This is a genomic window from Methylomonas sp. LL1 (genome assembly GCF_015711015.1).
Taxonomy (GTDB): Bacteria; Pseudomonadota; Gammaproteobacteria; order Methylococcales; family Methylomonadaceae; genus Methylomonas.
In genome coordinates, this window is record NZ_CP064653.1 from 4,622,429 (window position 1) to 4,638,035 (window position 15,607).

Consider the following 15,607-nt stretch of genomic DNA (forward strand, 5'->3'; position numbering starts at 1 on the left):
CTGCTATTAACATCAACGGCTTATGAGTTTTTACGGTGATTATGCGGATCGTGGACTATAGTGATGGTTATCCTATTGAATAGTAATCTATCAAAATCGATAACATGAAAACCGTCGTCATCAGCTTGCTGGGTACCGTACTGGATAATCGTGGCTTTAACAACAAACGTTGGGAGCGTTGGCGTCCGACTCTGTCGTTGTGTCAGCATGAAGATTTGGTGGTCGACAGGTTGGAATTATTGTTCCAGCCGAGTTTTCAAACGATAGCCGACCAGCTATGCCGGGATATACAAACCGTGTCGCCGGAAACCGAGGTCCGACAGCATAATGTCGCGCTGAATGATCCTTGGAATTTCGAAAGTGTCTATGCGGAACTGCTGGATTTTGCTCGCGGCTATGCGTTCGACATAGACAACGAGCAGTATCTATTGCATATCACCACCGGCACCCATGTCGCGCAGATTTGTTTGTACCTGTTGACCGAGGCGCATTATCTGCCGGGGCGGTTGATTCAAACTTCGCCGCCGCCCCGCGATGGTTCGGCGGCCGGGCAGTATCAAATTATCGATCTGGATTTGTCCCGCTATGATCAGATTGCCTCGCGCTTTACCAAAGAGCATCAGGAAGGCGCGCATTATCTGAAGGGCGGCATAGAAACCCGCAATCCGGCGTTCAACAAAATGATAGAGCAGGTAGAGAAAGTCGCGATACGTTCCCAGGAGCCGATTTTGCTGACCGGGCCGTCAGGTTCCGGCAAGTCGCAACTGGCCAGGCGCATCTATCAGTTGAAGAAAAAGCGCGGCCAGTTTCCCGGTGCGTTGGTGGAGGTCAATTGCGCTACCTTGCGCGGCGACAATGCCATGTCGGCATTGTTCGGCCACGTCAAGGGCGCGTTTACCGGCGCGGTTTCGGCTCGCAGGGGGGTATTAGCCGAGGCCGACAACGGCATGTTGTTTCTGGATGAAATCGGCGAGTTGGGTCTGGACGAGCAGGCCATGCTGCTGCGGGCGATCGAAGACAAGCGCTTCATGCCGCTGGGCGCGGACAAGGAGAGTGGCAGCCGGTTTCAATTGATCGCCGGCACCAATCGCGATTTATTCCAGCGGGTCGAGCAGGGCAGATTTCGCGAGGATTTGCTGGCGCGGATCAATTTGTGGTCGTATCGCTTGCCATCCTTGACCCAGCGCCTGGAGGATCTGGATGCCAATATCGATTACGAACTGGAAAAGTTCAGTCAGAAAACCAATAGCCTGGTCGGTTTCAACAAGCCGGCCAGGGAGTATTATCTGCGTTTCGCCAGATCGCCCGAAGCCAGTTGGAACAGTAATTTTCGCGATTTGAACGCCAGTATTACCCGGATGGCAACCCTGGCCGATGGCGGCAGGATTACCTTGGATGGGGTGGAAGAAGAGGTCCGGCGTTTGTGCGGAAACTGGCGGCGGATCGAAAATAAGCCGAAAATTGCAATCGATGATTTGCTTGACAAGCCGATCGACTTATTCGATCAGCTGATGCTGGAAAACGTGATTCAAGTCTGTCAAAGCTCGCAAACCGCCGCCGAGGCCGGCAGAAAGTTGTTCAACGTTAGCCGACAAAGTAAGGCTTCGGGTAACGATAGTCATCGATTGATTCGGTATCTTGCCAAATTTGGCATGGATTTTAGTCGCGTAAAGCGGTTTGGAGTATAAAGGCAGGATTACCAAAGTCTAGCCCTGTCCATGGCCATGCTAGGATCGTGGCAAGGAAGCGCTATCAATTCGTTGGTTTCGGATTGCGGGATAGGGCCTTATGGGCCATTATTAATAGGCTTGGGCTATCGCCAAAGACGCTCCCCGGCGTGCTGAAACCCATTCCGGGAAATTTTTACCACCGAATCCCTGGGCGATCAGTTTTATCACCATTAACTTTGCATACCTATAGGCTTACTCCATGACAAAATTGAGCGATTATTTCGATTATAAGGTTGATGCCCAAGGCGCCAGCTATGTGGAAGTATCCATTCGGGGTTTGGTTTTGCTCCGACTACCCTTCACCAACAAAGGCACGGCATTTTCGATGCAGGAGCGGATAGCGCTTGGGCTCGATGGTTTGCTGCCGTCTCGTGTCACCAATCTGGATGAGCAGATTGAGCGCCTTTATTTTAGTTACCAACAGCAACAAAACGATATTGCGAAATACCAGTTTCTTAGAGCCATTCAGGATCGCTCCGAAGTCATCTTTTACGCCTTGCTGGAAAGGCATCTGGAAGAAATGGTGCCGATAGTCTATACGCCCACTATCGGTATGGCGGTGCAGCAATTCAGCTCCTTGTATCGGACCGCCAGAGGCTTGACCTTGTCGGTTAATAATATCGATCGGGCCGAAACCATTTTGAAAAACTATCATTTCAACGATGTGCGTATGATCGTTGTGACCGACGCATCCGCCATTTTGGGTATAGGCGACCAAGGCATGGGCGGGCTTTCGATTTGCATAGGCAAGCTGGCGTTGTACACGGTGGGCGGCGGCCTGTGCCCCTTTCAGACCTTGCCGGTCAATTTGGATGTGGGCACCAACCGCGAAGAGTTGCTGGATGATCCGCATTACTTGGGCATAGCCGAAAAGCGCTTGCATGACCAAGCCTATTTTGAGTTGGTCGATAAGTTGGTCGATGCGGTCAAGGTGACCTGGCCCAAAGCCATCATTCAATGGGAAGATTTCACTAAGGATGTTGCATTCGACGTGTTGAGCCGCTATCGCAACCAAGTGCCTTGTTTCAACGACGACATTCAAGGTACCGGGGCAGTGGCCTTGGCTGGTTTGTTGTCCGCCTGCCGCAAAACAGGCCAAAGTCTGGAACAGCAAACCGTGGTGGTGGTCGGTGCCGGTGCAGGCGGCATCGGTGTGGCCAGCGCGATAAAAGCCGGCATGATGGCAGCCGGTTTGACCGATGAACAAGCACGCCGGCAAATCTTTGTCGTCGGCTCACGCGGCTTGGTTGTGGAGGACGAGAGGCTTGAGGCATACAAATTACCCTTGGCGCATGGCAAGGCGGCTTATCAATCGTGGGGGCTCGAGGACGGACACATTCCGACCTTGATGGATGTGGTGACGCAGGCCAGGCCCTCTATTTTAATAGGCTTGTCCGGCGTCGCCGGCATATTCAGCGAGTCTATTATTAAAACCATGGCGGAGAACCATCAACAACCGATGATTTTTCCGCTGTCCAACCCCAACGCCAATTGCGAAGCCACCCCCGAGGACATTATTCGATGGACCGACGGACGCGCCATCGTTGCGACCGGTAGCCCTTTCTCCGATGTGGTTTATCAAGGTAAACTCTATCCGGTCGGACAGGGTAATAATGCGTTCATTTTTCCGGGATTGGGTTTGGCCGCCGTGCTGGGCGAATGCGGCCGAATAAGCGATGCGATGGTGCTGGAGTCGGCCTATGCCTTGGCCGACTATATCGCCGAAAACTGTCTCGAAGCCGGTCTTATCTATCCGCCGGTCAAGGATCTGAAAAAAATCAGTGTACGCGTGGCAACGAGGGTGCTCGCGAAAGCGCTAGAAGAGGGGGTATCCCACCGTCCGGAATTAAAAGGCACTGATCTTGAAAGTTTCATCACGGAGCACTTATGGCAACCCAAGTATTTGCCGTTCAAGTATGCCGGTGAAGATTAGCCTGGTTAACCAAGGCAGCTAAATTCTGTCGTCGGCCGAGCGGAGTGGAGCCGATCTTTAGTTTGACTCCGCTCGGCGAACGAGTGTTTTACCCGTCACGGGCCGACCTATTTTGCGGCGCTGGCAACCCCAAGCAAACTGCTGGATACCGAACTGGAATCGCCGCTCAAGCGCTGCTTGATATCCGCCGTCCGCCAGCCTGGATTCAGCTGCAGCAGTAATGCCGCCAAGCCGGCGACATGGGGCGTGGCAAACGAACTGCCGGTCATGAAGTCATAGGCCCGATGCGGAACCGTGGTCAGAATGTCCTGGCCCGGCGCAATAATTTCAGGTTTTTGGGCTTCGTTACCTCGGCCCACCGCCAGCACGCCGGGAATATTCGCCGGAAAGCCCCCGATTTGATCTTTTTCCGGCACAGCGGCGATAACGATGATCCCATCTGACAGGGCTTTCTCGATCAATTGCCGTAACAAAGGGTCTTCGGGGCCGCTAAGACTGAGATTGATGATCTGGCTATTCATGCGTATCGCCAGATTTAGCGCGACCGCCAGCGTAAAACTGTTGCAATGGGCCGCGAGGGCATCGGGCTTTTCCGGCCAGCAAGCGCGAAAAGCCAGAACTTCGGCGTCTGGCGCTATGCCGGCGATGCCGATGTCGTTTTCGGGGCGAGCGGACAAAACGCCGGCGACCGCCGTGCCGTGTATATCGGCCAGATTATGGTCGGGAGGTTCCGGCGCGACATTTTCCCAGTATTTGATTTGGCCTTGCAGATCAGGGTGTTCGAGATCGACACCGGTGTCGATCAGGGCAATGCGCACGCCGCGTCCCGTAGCCATTTTATGCAGATCCTCCACCCCCAGTAATTTATAGCCGACTTGCAACGGCAAATAGGGGTCGCCGTGAAGATCGGCGCTAGGAGGCTGATCGTTGCTTCGCACCTGGAAAGTTTGCATGGGCTGAACCAAGGTGACTTGGCGGTCACTTTGCAAATTCGCCATTACTTGCTGCAACTTAAATTGTTTGGGAACTTCATAAACGACACAGCTGATTTGCAATGCCGTCACCGGCCATTGCGCAATCATTTGTAAATGATGGCGGTCGGCCAATTCGCGGGCAATGCGTTCACTCCAGCCGGAATTATTGTATTGACCACGAGTCCGATAGCCGTCCAGCGAGTTACCTGGCGATGCTCTATTGATGGTTCGGTCGGCAAAAGTCACCACAACACGGCGATCTTCACCGGTTGCGCTGTCGCCCAGGCGAGACAAGTCCGGGTTGCTGGTGCAAGCGCTTAACAATAGCCACAGACAAGTCAACAGGCTTAAGCCCGCGATTTTCATGGTTGCAGCACCGGCTCGGCCAGCACCACATCCGGCTGGCCGCGTAAAAAGGCGATAGCGGTGGCTAATGCCGGGGTATTTTGGCCGGTGACCAATCTTACCGTGTAGGCGCCGACACTATTGGGCTCGCCCATGCGTTGGCCATGGATTTGCGCCAGCAACGCATCGATGTCGGTAGCCGACAGGGATTTGGAAAATACCACGCGTAATTGCGGGCCGGCCATAGTCCCCGGTTTGGCGGCCGACAGGGTGTAATAGTCGGCTGGCGTCGGCGACCGGCCATAGTGCATGGCCAGTGGAATGATCGCCAGAACCAGCGATGCGGCAATGGCCAGCCGGGTTCCTTGAGTACCTATTAAACGCCAAAACGGCTGGCGCCGTTTTGGCGTTTTGTCCGCTTGTCTGGCATTGGCGTTGTTAATGGTTGCACGGCTATCAGCCGGCCGGGGCACGGCTGATAATTGGGGCTGTTGACGGTTAGGCAAGGCCGTGGGCAATTTTCCCCGCAAGCTGTCGAAGGATGCTTGGGCCGCCGTATCCAGATCGGATGCCTGTCTTACCGCCGCCGCCAGATTAGTCAGCCTATCCAGCTCCAGTCTGCACAACATGCAGCCACGCAGATGGTTTACGACCTGTTGGCGTTCGGCGGGTTTCAAGCTTTGATTCAAATACCAGGGCAACAGCAGTAAAGTCTGTTGGTGTTGGTCCGCTGTTTGTAAGCTGTTTGGGTTCATGGCTTTAGCACTCCTGTGTTGCAGCAAAAACCTGTAGTTTTTTTCGGGCATGAAACATACGGGTTTTTACTGTGTTTTCAGGGCAGTCGAGAATTTTGGCGATGTCCTGGTAAGGTAGGTCGTAGTAGAAGGTGAGTTCGATCACCGCCCGCTGGTCCGGCGGCAGGGCGGCCAAGGCTCGATTCAACCAGTCTTGGTTTTCCTGGCTTTGCGCTTGATTGGCGCTTGGATCGCCCAAGGTTTCGGCCAGCTCGTCGACATCGACATCATTACCGCGGCGGTTACTATTGGACATAGCCTTGAGTGCCTTGTGATAGGCAATTCCGAATACCCAAGTCGATATTTTGCTGTCGTGGTTGAATCGATCCGGTTTTTCCCACACGACCATCAGCGTTTCCTGGATTAACTCCTCGACTGAATCGGGACTGCGCGTCATGCGCAGGATGAAGCGGAACAGCCGAGGATAATAGACCTTATAAAAGGCTTCGAACGCCAACATATCGCCCATAATAATGCGCTGGAGCAACACTTGTTCGTCCACGGTAATATCTTCTTGTGGATTACGCATGGTCGTCCGGCTCTGAGAATGGATTAAGCTCAACATAACTCAACCTCTGGTTCATAAATTTTGTAGGGTTCATAAGTTATGTTCCTGTTAAGGCCGCCAAGGTTCAAATGGCGGTAAAAAAAATTTAAAAGCCCAAGGTGAGGGACAGTAAATACTTGTTTTCCAGCAAGCGCGGATAGAACTCATCGTGATTCTCTTGGTAATTGCGTTGATCGAGATTGACATCGACATAACGAACGTCCAAGGACAAATAAGAGGTCAAAAACCACGATACGCCGGCATTCCAGTAAAAGTAATCATCTTCCAGTTCAAGCAATTTCTTGGCTTGGTAATAACCCAATCCCGCCGAAAATTGCACGGTATCCAAAATGTCGTGTCGATAATTCAGTTCATAGTTGACTGTGGTGACGTCGCGTTGATAGGCATTGGGTGCCACGGAAACCCTGGCGCTCAGCCAATCCCGGTAATGAAGGCTTGCGTAAAATTCCACATAATCAGAGTCATGGGCGAAGACTTTGTCGTTGTAGATATAGCCGGTCACCGACAACTCGGTTTTCCAGTCGGAGGTTAATGGCAGGGTCCAGCCTAAGTAAGGCTTGATTTCCAAATCGGCGTGATCGGCATCATGCCGGTCGTCAAAACTGACTTGCGATAGCCCCATCCCGGCATACCAGCCGGCATCGGCTTCGTAATCGAGATGGCCTTGCAGCAGTGGGTTGCCGCGGTTTTTGGAATAGCCTCGGTAGATGTAATCGCTCAAAACGCTCAGTTCGCCGTGCCACTCCGCGATTGCCGATGAAGTGCCGAGCAGCAAACAGATTAGTCCCAGGTAGCGAACAGAAAAGTCGTGGGAGCAATCTAAACAGGCCGGCAAAGAAGCGCTTGGATTCATATTTGGGCAAACATAAAGAAGGGTGGAACAGGGCATCCCATTTTGTTCACCCTCGATTGCAAATATTACGTTTCCGAAACTGTAATTTTTATCTGTCCTTCAGGGGATTCGCCCCTTGGGCTTTTGATGTCGGCCGACAGCGTTAAAACACCCCTCCAACAGCAATCAATTCAGGCCGAGAAGCCGGCAGCGTTTTTAATTAAATCTTAATTTTTTTTTGTGACGCAATGAACCTTTAACAAAACCACGGAATTAACAGGTGAAATCATTCTGAGTCAGCGGATTAATGCCAGGCATTCAATGCAAAGGAGATAAAGCATTAATCGTGAAACTTTCGGGATTTCCGTACTTAACTTACCTCTTCTACCCATTTAATTACATACGGGTAAACACGTAGACGGGTCATCGATTTAGTTACTCTCGTTATCCCATCCCCGCGGAAGTGCGTTCAGGCGGTGGAAGCCATGGAAGAAATAGCGGGATGTCATATTAGTAGAGGACTGAAGGTAATTGCTAGCCTGAAGTGTCTGGCTGTTGTAGGCAACAGCCAGACACTTCAATCTTTTGTTCAACAAAGAATTTGGGGGGACTTGAAATGAAAGCCAAACATACGATGGCGATAAGCCGCCATGGCGGGGATGACAATATCATTCAAACCAGGCGCTGTTTATTCAAAACAAAGCAGGGCATTGGCCTTGATCAGCGCCATTTTCGCCACAAAAAAACCATTTTGGCGCTAGCGGTTTTATCCTGTATTTTCGCTGGAACAAACTTGGCTCGGGCGGCGTTCAATATCCCGACGACGATCGTAGACCCAGTCACTGGATTGCTGACCCCAGAACCCAGCCCTTTGTGCATCAACGGTTCGTGCGCGACAGAGTTTAGCGCCAAGCTGTTACTGTTTGAAGAATTCGGGCTTAAAAATATGTCCGATTCCAGTTCAACGCCGTCATCTAGTCTGGCATTGCCGGAACCCATGGATTGTCAGGGCATTCCGGATGGTAAGAATATTTACGGCGATTACTTGCTGGACGACTTTCTTAAAGAAGACCTGAATTCCGCGCCCTCACGCGCCGCCGACACGACCAAGCCTAATCCTTGGGATGCCAAAGTAAGAGCCTGCGTCGGCTTAACGCCCGAGACGCCTACGACCGCCGACGGCCGTCCGAGTGGCGAATGGTTTGCCCATCAGCGTTGGGATGAGTTTTTGCCGCAAGTGTATTTTCAATCGGCGATAACCGGTGCGCGGGTCAATGGCGGCCTGCGCGACAAACGCCAGTTGCACGAATACAAGGTGGGCGAATTCGGTCCCGGCGGACTTTACTACTTGGATGCCAATGGCGATGGCAAACCGGGTAGCGAAGGCGTGGAAATTAAAATTCATCCCAATTTGCCGACTCAAGCGCCTAATTCAGTCTGGACCTTCGACGGCACGCTGCCGCCCAAGTTGCTGATGGCGCGTTATGGCGAACCGATCTTGTTCCGCAATTACAATGCGCTGCCAATTGACCCTGGCGCAAACAATGGTTTTGGTTATCACACCATCAGTACCCACGAGCATAACGGCCATAATCCGGCCGAAAGCGACGGATACATGCATGCCTATTTTTATCCCGGCCAATTTTATGACTATCATTGGCCGATGGTTCTGGCGGGCCATGACAGCATCAATACTCAGGCGTCCGACCCCAGGGCCGGCGCGCCGGATGGAAGCGGCGGCATCATCCCGGTTCGGGGCGACTGGCGGGAAACCATGAGTACCCACTGGTTTCACGACCACATGCTGGATTACACCGCGCAGAATGTCTACAAGGGCAATGCGGCGATGATGAATTATTACAGCGCGCTTGACCGCGGCAATGAGGGGCTCAACGATGGTGTGAATCTGCGTTTCCCCAGCGGCACCGCGCTCGATTGGGGCAACCGCGATTACGACATGAATCTGCTGGTGGCCGACAAGGCTTGGGATAATAACGGCCAGCTCAAATTCAACATCTTCAATACCGACGGTTACCTGGGCGACCAAATTACCGTCAACTGGGTGTACAAGCCTTATGTCGATGTACGCGCTCGCCGCTACCGTTTTCGTATCTTGAACGGCAGCGTCTCGCGTTATTACAAAATCGCCGTCGTCGACCAGGCCGGTAAAATCGTACCCTCCCATATGATCGCCAACGACGGCAATATCATGCAGCATGCAGTCCCGTTCCCCAACGCCAGTTCGGCCCAGGGCGCCTTGCCCGAGCAAGCCATTGCCGAGCGCTATGACATCATCGTTGATTTTAAGGGCATGGAAGGCAAAAAAGTCTATCTGGTTAATTTGCTGGAACATGTCGATGGCAGAGGTCCGAACAAAATCGTCGCGCTGACGGACATACTGAGCGGGAAATACCGGGCGGACGGCAAGAATGGCGATCCCGGCGTCGGCAAGTTTCTGGAGTTCCGGGTGCAAAATTACAGCGGCACCGACTTGAGCATGAATCCCGCCGATTATGTCGAAGGCAAGAAACAGATGATCCCGTTGAACAAACCGACCACTCAGGAACTGCAAGCCGCGATACACAGGACTTTCGAGTTCGGTCGATCCAGCGGTACCGATACCCAGCCCTGGACCATCAAGACCGATGCCGGTGATGGGTTACTGGCCGATCCGCATCGAGTCTCGGCGGCGCCGGAACTACCCGCCAATCCAAGTGATCTGGGCAAGGTCGAGATTTGGCATATCAAGGGCGGTATAGGTTGGAGCCATCCGGTACATGTCCACTTTGAAGAAGGCCAAATTCTGTATCGTGGCGGTAAAGCGCCGCCGCCCTGGGAAAAATATGCCCGCAAGGACGTGTATCGGGTAGGCAACTTGACCGATACCTCCAGCATCGATATTGCGATCCGTACCAGGGAATTTGCCGGCACCTATGTCGAACATTGCCACAATACCCAACATGAGGATAAGGCGATGTTGTTGCGCTGGGATTCGCAAAATGCGGGTCAAACACTGGCGATACCGACACCGATGCCGGACTGGGGTGGGGTTGAATATGATCCCAGCATTTCCTTGCCGACCTATAAAACCGGCGATTTGGCCGCCAAGAAATCGTTTGTTTTACCTAAATAACCATTAGGTCATTTAGGGTAATAAATTTACCCAATGCAAACACTGTCGTTGACTGAGCGGAGTCGAAGTCCACTATTCGCTTCGATTACTCCGGCTTCGCTCAGCACAAGTCCACTCGGCAAACGCTATATTCGACATCGGCAATGAGTACAAGCTTTGTCAAAAATAGCCTTGGATTAGGAGAACGGTGATGAAACTCCATGGCGCACTCAGCCATATGAGACGATTGCTACTCATGGTCACCTTGTTGCAACTGGGTATCGGCCTGTCTTGGGCCGCGCCTCCGGGTTCGCCATGGGGCGCCGATTACTTTCCCAATGTCCCGCTAGTCACGCAGGATGGAAAAACCGTTCATTTCTATGATGACCTAATCAAGGATAAAGTGGTCGCGATTAATTTCATTTATACCGCCTGTGGCGATACCTGCCCGATGCAGACGGCTAATTTACGCCAGGTCTACAAGTTATTGGCTGACCGGATGGGCAGGGATATTTTCTTTTACTCGATCAGTATTGATCCTCAACACGACACCCCCGGTGCGCTGAAGGAATATGCGGAAAGGTTCAAGATTGGTTCCGACTCCGGTTGGAGCTTCCTGACCGGAAGCAAGGCCGATACCATGCTGCTGCGAAAATCCTTGGGGCTTTTCAGGGACGATGCCGAAGCCGACAAACTCAGCGAACATAACACCAGTTTTCTGATCGGCAATGAACGCAGCGGACAGTGGATCAAACGCTCGCCGTTTGACGAACCGAAAGTTTTGGCATGGTTGCTAGGGCGCTCCATGGGCCATGGCAAGCCGAATTCGACAAGCGCTATGACAAGTTATGCGAGTGCCAAAGAAATACCCAAGCTAGGCCGGGGCGAGGACTTGTTTCGCTCCCGTTGCGACTCATGTCATAGCTTAGGCGCTGAAGAAGGTCTGGGGCCGGGTTTGCAAGGCGTGACTGAACGGCGCGACAGAGCGTGGTTGGCGCGTTGGCTGAAAACGCCGGACCAAATGCTGGCGGAAAACGACCCCATCGCCAGCGAACTGTTTAACCGCTATCAAAAACTGCCGATGCCGAATCTCAGGCTTTCGGACTCTGAGGTTGAAGCACTGATCGCGTATATGGCGGGATCGCCGGTGCGTTGATGAATGCGTTATCTGATTAACCATTCAGCCCCTTGCGAAGCCATGCTCACTAGCCGTTGCGCGGCACAATATTCCGCTTTAGCAGCTGAGGGCGGGGAGGGGGAATCTAAAGCAAGATAACCGGTTTATTCAAATCCCCGCTCACTCTGCAATTGATTCTGCATTGCCTACAGCCTTCTTGGCGACATTTTCCAGCCTGAAAAAACACAAACTCAGTTAAGGACTCCGTCCAAAATAAGTTCCCGATATTCGAATGTCCTGGGTAGGGGCGAATTCATTCGCCCTACAATCAATTCAGGGAAGTTAGTTCAAACCAAATCCTGAGTAATTGTGATTACAGTGTTTTTAATAAAGCGTTGTTAAATTACCCAAATCATCAAGAAGCACTCATTTTTATTTTAAAAAAATCAGCGGATTTGAACCTTTGTGTCTAGTAAGGGAATTGACGTTACGACAACAACAAATATGTTTATTTACCAAAGTGGGCATATGGTCAGGCAACATTCACCATCTCTTAAAGGGGAAGCCGTTATGAAAGCGAATATATCAAAAAGTTCGGGGGGCAGGCAGTTGCCAACAACCCTGGTTATCCTTCCCAGTTCATCTTCAGCTATTTTAGCTGGAAGATCGAGCGTCGATACCGGCAGGAACAGACTACGCAACGCCATTCGGCTTGCGTTAACCAGTACGCTACTCATTTCGGGCCTGTCCCTGGCGGCCCTGCGCGACCACGGCCCCATCAGTTCGGTCGACCATTTTCCCTTGTGGTATCGCGAATCAGCGGATGCGGGCGGCATGGCCATCGGCCAGTGCACCTTCACCGACGATGCGGGCAACGGTCCCCTGTGCCTGACCAGTACCGCCGATGCGCTGCCTGACCGCTTCGCCGGCAACGTCGGCGACGAAGCCTTCTTCGCCACCGCCGACGTGGTCATTCCGATCACCGGCGGCAATCTGCTGTGGATAGGTCATCTGGAAATGGCCTACCTGACCGCCGACGGTTCCCCCCCGGCGGTGTGGTCGGCCGCCGACCCGCAGGAAGTCGTATTTTCCCGCGAGCGCATCCGCATCGACCTGCCGACCACTGGCAACAATTCCTGCGCGGGTAACTACATCGTTCGCACCCCCTTCGCGGTCCACAACTTCACCATGGAAGAAGGCGGCCGCGCCCTGTTCTACACCGACGACAAGACCGCTATTCCGGGCGATTTTGGCGCCGCTTTGAAAGGCCACACCGGTCCTTTCCTGAAATGGGACGTGGGTCAGGACGGCGTCAACCCGGTCAGCGCCGCCAACCCGGCAGTGGTCTTCACGCCGCCGGTGGGCGAGCCGCGCAAGTACATCGGCGACCCCAATGTGGAACACTTATTTGTGGGCAGTACTATACCCGCCGGTCCCGGACATCTTGAAAAGGTATTCAACAACTATGTGGAAATCATTCCGCCCGTTGGTTGCGACCTTGGCGCCGGTGCCGGCGTTCCGCTATTCAATGATCTGGCCGCTATTTCCGGCCCGATCTGGGATCTGCCGATTCAGGACCCGATCACCATCAGCAAGGCCACCTATGTCCGCAACAATACGACGGCTGCCCTGGATGTCTGGGCTGAAACCAGCAAACAGCAGAACATTGTCCTGACTGCAGCCAATGACTCTTCCCAGTTTCTGCCCAGCATCACGATGCCGGAAGAAATCGTCGGCGGCAGCCCTACCGGCCGCTACCATGCTCACCTGGAGTTCGATCCGGCACAGCCGATTCCCACCCAGGTTACCGCGACCAACCTGAGCAGCACCCCGGCTTCCCGTTCATCGAGTGGGGTGGCTGATGCCGTGGTCGTCACCAAGTCGTTTTACAATCCCGTGACCAAGAAGCTATGCATCGCCGCCCATTCCGGCGACGAGACCAGCCCGGTGCCGTTGAGACTGGATGCCCCGGCCTATGGTGGATTCGCCAACACCGGGACCGAAAGCTGCTCTAAAGTGGATGCCATTGACCAGGTGCTGGAGAAGGATTTGGACGACTTTAGTCCTGATTTCCGAATCCCGCCTGAAGGCATTATCGTGCAGTCCAATCTGGGGGGCAGCGAAACCAGCCATCCGATCAGTTTAACCGGCATCAGCGACGCGGCTTTGGTGACCGGCGCGGTTAGCGATAGCTTCGACAATGTACAAGGCACCGGCACGACCAGTCTGGATCTGACCGGCGCGGCCTTCGGCGCGGCGCCCGATCTGGTCAAGTTAACCGCCGGCGCGGATGGCACTCCAGCGAACTTCCGCGTCGTGGTAGTTAGCCAGCCTACGAATAACCTGGGCGAGCAGCTTGGCACCATTACGGCACCCACTAGCGGCGGCAGCGTGACCTATAGCGCTCAAGAGGGCATGGATGCGTCCGAGCTGACCTTCTACTACGCCATCCAAAATACCACCGACGAGACGGTTTCCAACGTTGCCAGGGTAGATCTGAGCGTGGATAAGACCGTACCGCCGCCGGTGGGCGTGGTTGACCGTCAGGGTGTATTCCGCACCAGTCTTGGGGCAATTATTCCGGTTCTGGACAACGATACGACCGGCCTGAGCAATACCGCTATCGATCCGGCCACGATCGAGATCGTAACAACACCGGGCCGCGGCACGGCAACCGCCAACGCCAACGGCACCATCACCTACACGCCGGTGGGCCAAAGCGGAACCGCCAACAACACCATCGACAGCTTTACCTATACGGTAGCCAACGTTGGAGGCGCACGTTCAACCCCCATCACGGTGCAAGTGGCTCTGAAAACCTCGACCGAGGCTATAGCCTTCCAACGCGTGAAATGGTCCGGCAGCCGTTGGGATATCCGCTTCACCAGCACCTACGCCGGTGCGGCCGGCTCCATCACCCTGGCTCCCAGTGCGCAATGCGTGATGAGTAACAATGGTGCCGGTGGTGTAAATGGCAACATTGGTGGTCCCGTGTTGCCTGGTGCCGGTACCAATGCTTACGTGAATGTCGCAACATCGCCGGCTGCTGTCGGCAATACCTGGAGGGTCACCTGTACTACTTCCAGCGGCGGTTCGGGTGGCCGTACCGGAACGCTGTAAGGAGGCCGGTCTGATAGGGATAACCGGAGTAAACGGCGATCGCCCCAAGCGGTCGCCGGGTACCCATAAAAACAGGGGTTGTGGATAGGCCTAGCGTAATACCCCAACCCCACTCATTAAACGGATGAGCCAGCAAGATAAAGATTCAGCATGTGGTTTTGGCGATGACAGCCATGGGACGGGAAATTTACTGGGCAGCATGCCCGAGGGTCAAATGGCGGATTCCGGTCACATAAGATTGGTCAAAAATTTTATACGCAAATAAAGATTACGACATGCCATTAACAATATTAACAGTCAGCTAATTAGCTTCTTGCAACTTTTTCAGCTTAATCCGAGGGATCACAATGAATATCAAGACAACAAAAAATATAGCGCTCACGCTCTGCACGGCTTTCGTCTTGCCGGCCGTGGCTGCGCCGCGACTGATCGGCGAAGCCGATTTAAAAGCCGCCAAGACGAGTTATTCGTTCTTTTACGCCGACCCCAAAAAAGTTCTGTTGACGACCGCGACTATCCAGACCCAGTTGCAGGACCGTCTCATCGCCGCGGGGCTAAGCACCACGCCCTGCCTTATCCCGGGAGACCTGAACGTAAACAATCTGGTATGCGGCGGCGGGGCGATCCGCTTTGGCGCTAATTTCTTTTCCTTCAACAGCATTACCAACATCCCCAAGCCGAAACTCCCCTTCACCGCTGAAGATAAGAATACCGGATTGGATAAGGTCAGCCTGGAATTTGGCGTTAATGGCCTAAGCCCCGCCATTAATCAGCCCAGCGAGATGCCTCGCGTGGTCCATTTCCGCTTCAATCAGCGCATCGCGCAATTTGGCATGGTCTTCGACCCGTTTATCGTGACCGACTCGACCGACCCGCAGGAGGGACGCGTTTCCGATGGCGTGCAGTTTATCGTCAACGGCCAAGCGACACCGGTTCGTGACTTTACCCAGGAAACCCGCGGCAATATTCCCTTGGTCGGCGTGGAAGATCCCCACGGCTTTACCGAGCTGACCATCATCAGCACGGGTGGTGGGTCCATCATCGGTGACCAGTTCACCATCGTACCCCTGACAAATTTCTGA

At 53.6% G+C, this 15,607-nt stretch carries 10 protein-coding genes; 6 read left to right on the forward strand and 4 right to left on the reverse strand.

Annotation, left to right across the window (positions count from 1 at the left end; translation table 11 throughout):
* Positions 1-104: 104 nt before the first annotated feature.
* Together rtcR and IVG45_RS21690 are read left to right on the forward strand one after the other, a co-directional pair.
* On the forward strand, positions 105-1,688 hold the full coding sequence (gene rtcR / locus IVG45_RS21685; protein ID WP_196435824.1) for an RNA repair transcriptional activator RtcR: 1,584 nt from the start codon (positions 105-107) through the stop codon (positions 1,686-1,688).
* A gap of 241 nt (positions 1,689-1,929) precedes the next feature.
* Entirely contained in the window at positions 1,930-3,663 is a 1,734-nt protein-coding gene (locus tag IVG45_RS21690) for an NAD-dependent malic enzyme (RefSeq protein WP_196435825.1), read from the forward strand.
* 107 nt (positions 3,664-3,770) lie between these two features.
* Here IVG45_RS21690 and IVG45_RS21695 read toward each other — a convergent pair whose 3' ends face one another.
* The 4 genes from IVG45_RS21695 to IVG45_RS21710 all read right to left on the reverse strand — a co-directional run bounded on the left by IVG45_RS21695 (position 3,771) and on the right by IVG45_RS21710 (position 7,197).
* Positions 3,771-5,003, reverse strand: a complete 1,233-nt coding sequence (locus IVG45_RS21695; protein WP_196435826.1) for a S8 family peptidase — start codon at positions 5,001-5,003, stop codon at positions 3,771-3,773.
* Positions 5,000-5,737 (reverse strand): anti-sigma factor family protein, encoded by a 738-nt coding sequence (locus IVG45_RS21700; protein ID WP_196435827.1) that lies wholly within the window; start codon positions 5,735-5,737, stop codon positions 5,000-5,002. Before IVG45_RS21700 ends, IVG45_RS21695 begins: the two co-directional genes overlap by 4 nt.
* 4 nt (positions 5,738-5,741) lie before the next feature.
* The gene (locus IVG45_RS21705; protein WP_230874689.1) at positions 5,742-6,305 is read right to left on the reverse strand and encodes an RNA polymerase sigma factor; all 564 of its coding nucleotides are present in this window, start codon (positions 6,303-6,305) and stop codon (positions 5,742-5,744) included.
* A 124-nt stretch (positions 6,306-6,429) separates the two neighbouring features.
* A complete protein-coding gene (locus IVG45_RS21710; RefSeq protein WP_196435829.1) occupies positions 6,430-7,197 on the reverse strand; it encodes a TorF family putative porin in 768 nt (255 codons plus the stop codon).
* Between the two features lie 595 nt (positions 7,198-7,792).
* Here IVG45_RS21710 and IVG45_RS21715 point away from each other — a divergent pair.
* From IVG45_RS21715 to IVG45_RS21730, 4 genes are all read left to right on the forward strand, one after another.
* Positions 7,793-10,309 (forward strand): multicopper oxidase domain-containing protein, encoded by a 2,517-nt coding sequence (locus IVG45_RS21715; RefSeq protein WP_196435830.1) that lies wholly within the window; start codon positions 7,793-7,795, stop codon positions 10,307-10,309.
* 190 nt (positions 10,310-10,499) lie between these two features.
* Complete coding sequence (locus IVG45_RS21720; protein ID WP_196435831.1) at positions 10,500-11,444, forward strand: SCO family protein; 945 nt, start codon at positions 10,500-10,502, stop codon at positions 11,442-11,444.
* Between the two features lie 531 nt (positions 11,445-11,975).
* Positions 11,976-14,525, forward strand: a complete 2,550-nt coding sequence (locus tag IVG45_RS21725; protein ID WP_196435832.1) for an Ig-like domain-containing protein — start codon at positions 11,976-11,978, stop codon at positions 14,523-14,525.
* A 347-nt stretch (positions 14,526-14,872) separates the two neighbouring features.
* Complete coding sequence (locus tag IVG45_RS21730; protein ID WP_196435833.1) at positions 14,873-15,607, forward strand: hypothetical protein; 735 nt, start codon at positions 14,873-14,875, stop codon at positions 15,605-15,607.

Coding starts and splice junctions, on each gene's coding strand:
- rtcR (WP_196435824.1), top strand. CDS start 105: ATGAAAACCGTCGTCATCAGCTTGCTGGGTACCGTACTGGATAATCGT.
- IVG45_RS21690 (WP_196435825.1), top strand. CDS start 1,930: ATGACAAAATTGAGCGATTATTTCGATTATAAGGTTGATGCCCAAGGC.
- IVG45_RS21695 (WP_196435826.1), bottom strand. CDS start 5,003: ATGAAAATCGCGGGCTTAAGCCTGTTGACTTGTCTGTGGCTATTGTTA.
- IVG45_RS21700 (WP_196435827.1), bottom strand. CDS start 5,737: ATGAACCCAAACAGCTTACAAACAGCGGACCAACACCAACAGACTTTA.
- IVG45_RS21705 (WP_230874689.1), bottom strand. CDS start 6,305: ATGCGTAATCCACAAGAAGATATTACCGTGGACGAACAAGTGTTGCTC.
- IVG45_RS21710 (WP_196435829.1), bottom strand. CDS start 7,197: ATGAATCCAAGCGCTTCTTTGCCGGCCTGTTTAGATTGCTCCCACGAC.
- IVG45_RS21715 (WP_196435830.1), top strand. CDS start 7,793: ATGAAAGCCAAACATACGATGGCGATAAGCCGCCATGGCGGGGATGAC.
- IVG45_RS21720 (WP_196435831.1), top strand. CDS start 10,500: ATGAAACTCCATGGCGCACTCAGCCATATGAGACGATTGCTACTCATG.
- IVG45_RS21725 (WP_196435832.1), top strand. CDS start 11,976: ATGAAAGCGAATATATCAAAAAGTTCGGGGGGCAGGCAGTTGCCAACA.
- IVG45_RS21730 (WP_196435833.1), top strand. CDS start 14,873: ATGAATATCAAGACAACAAAAAATATAGCGCTCACGCTCTGCACGGCT.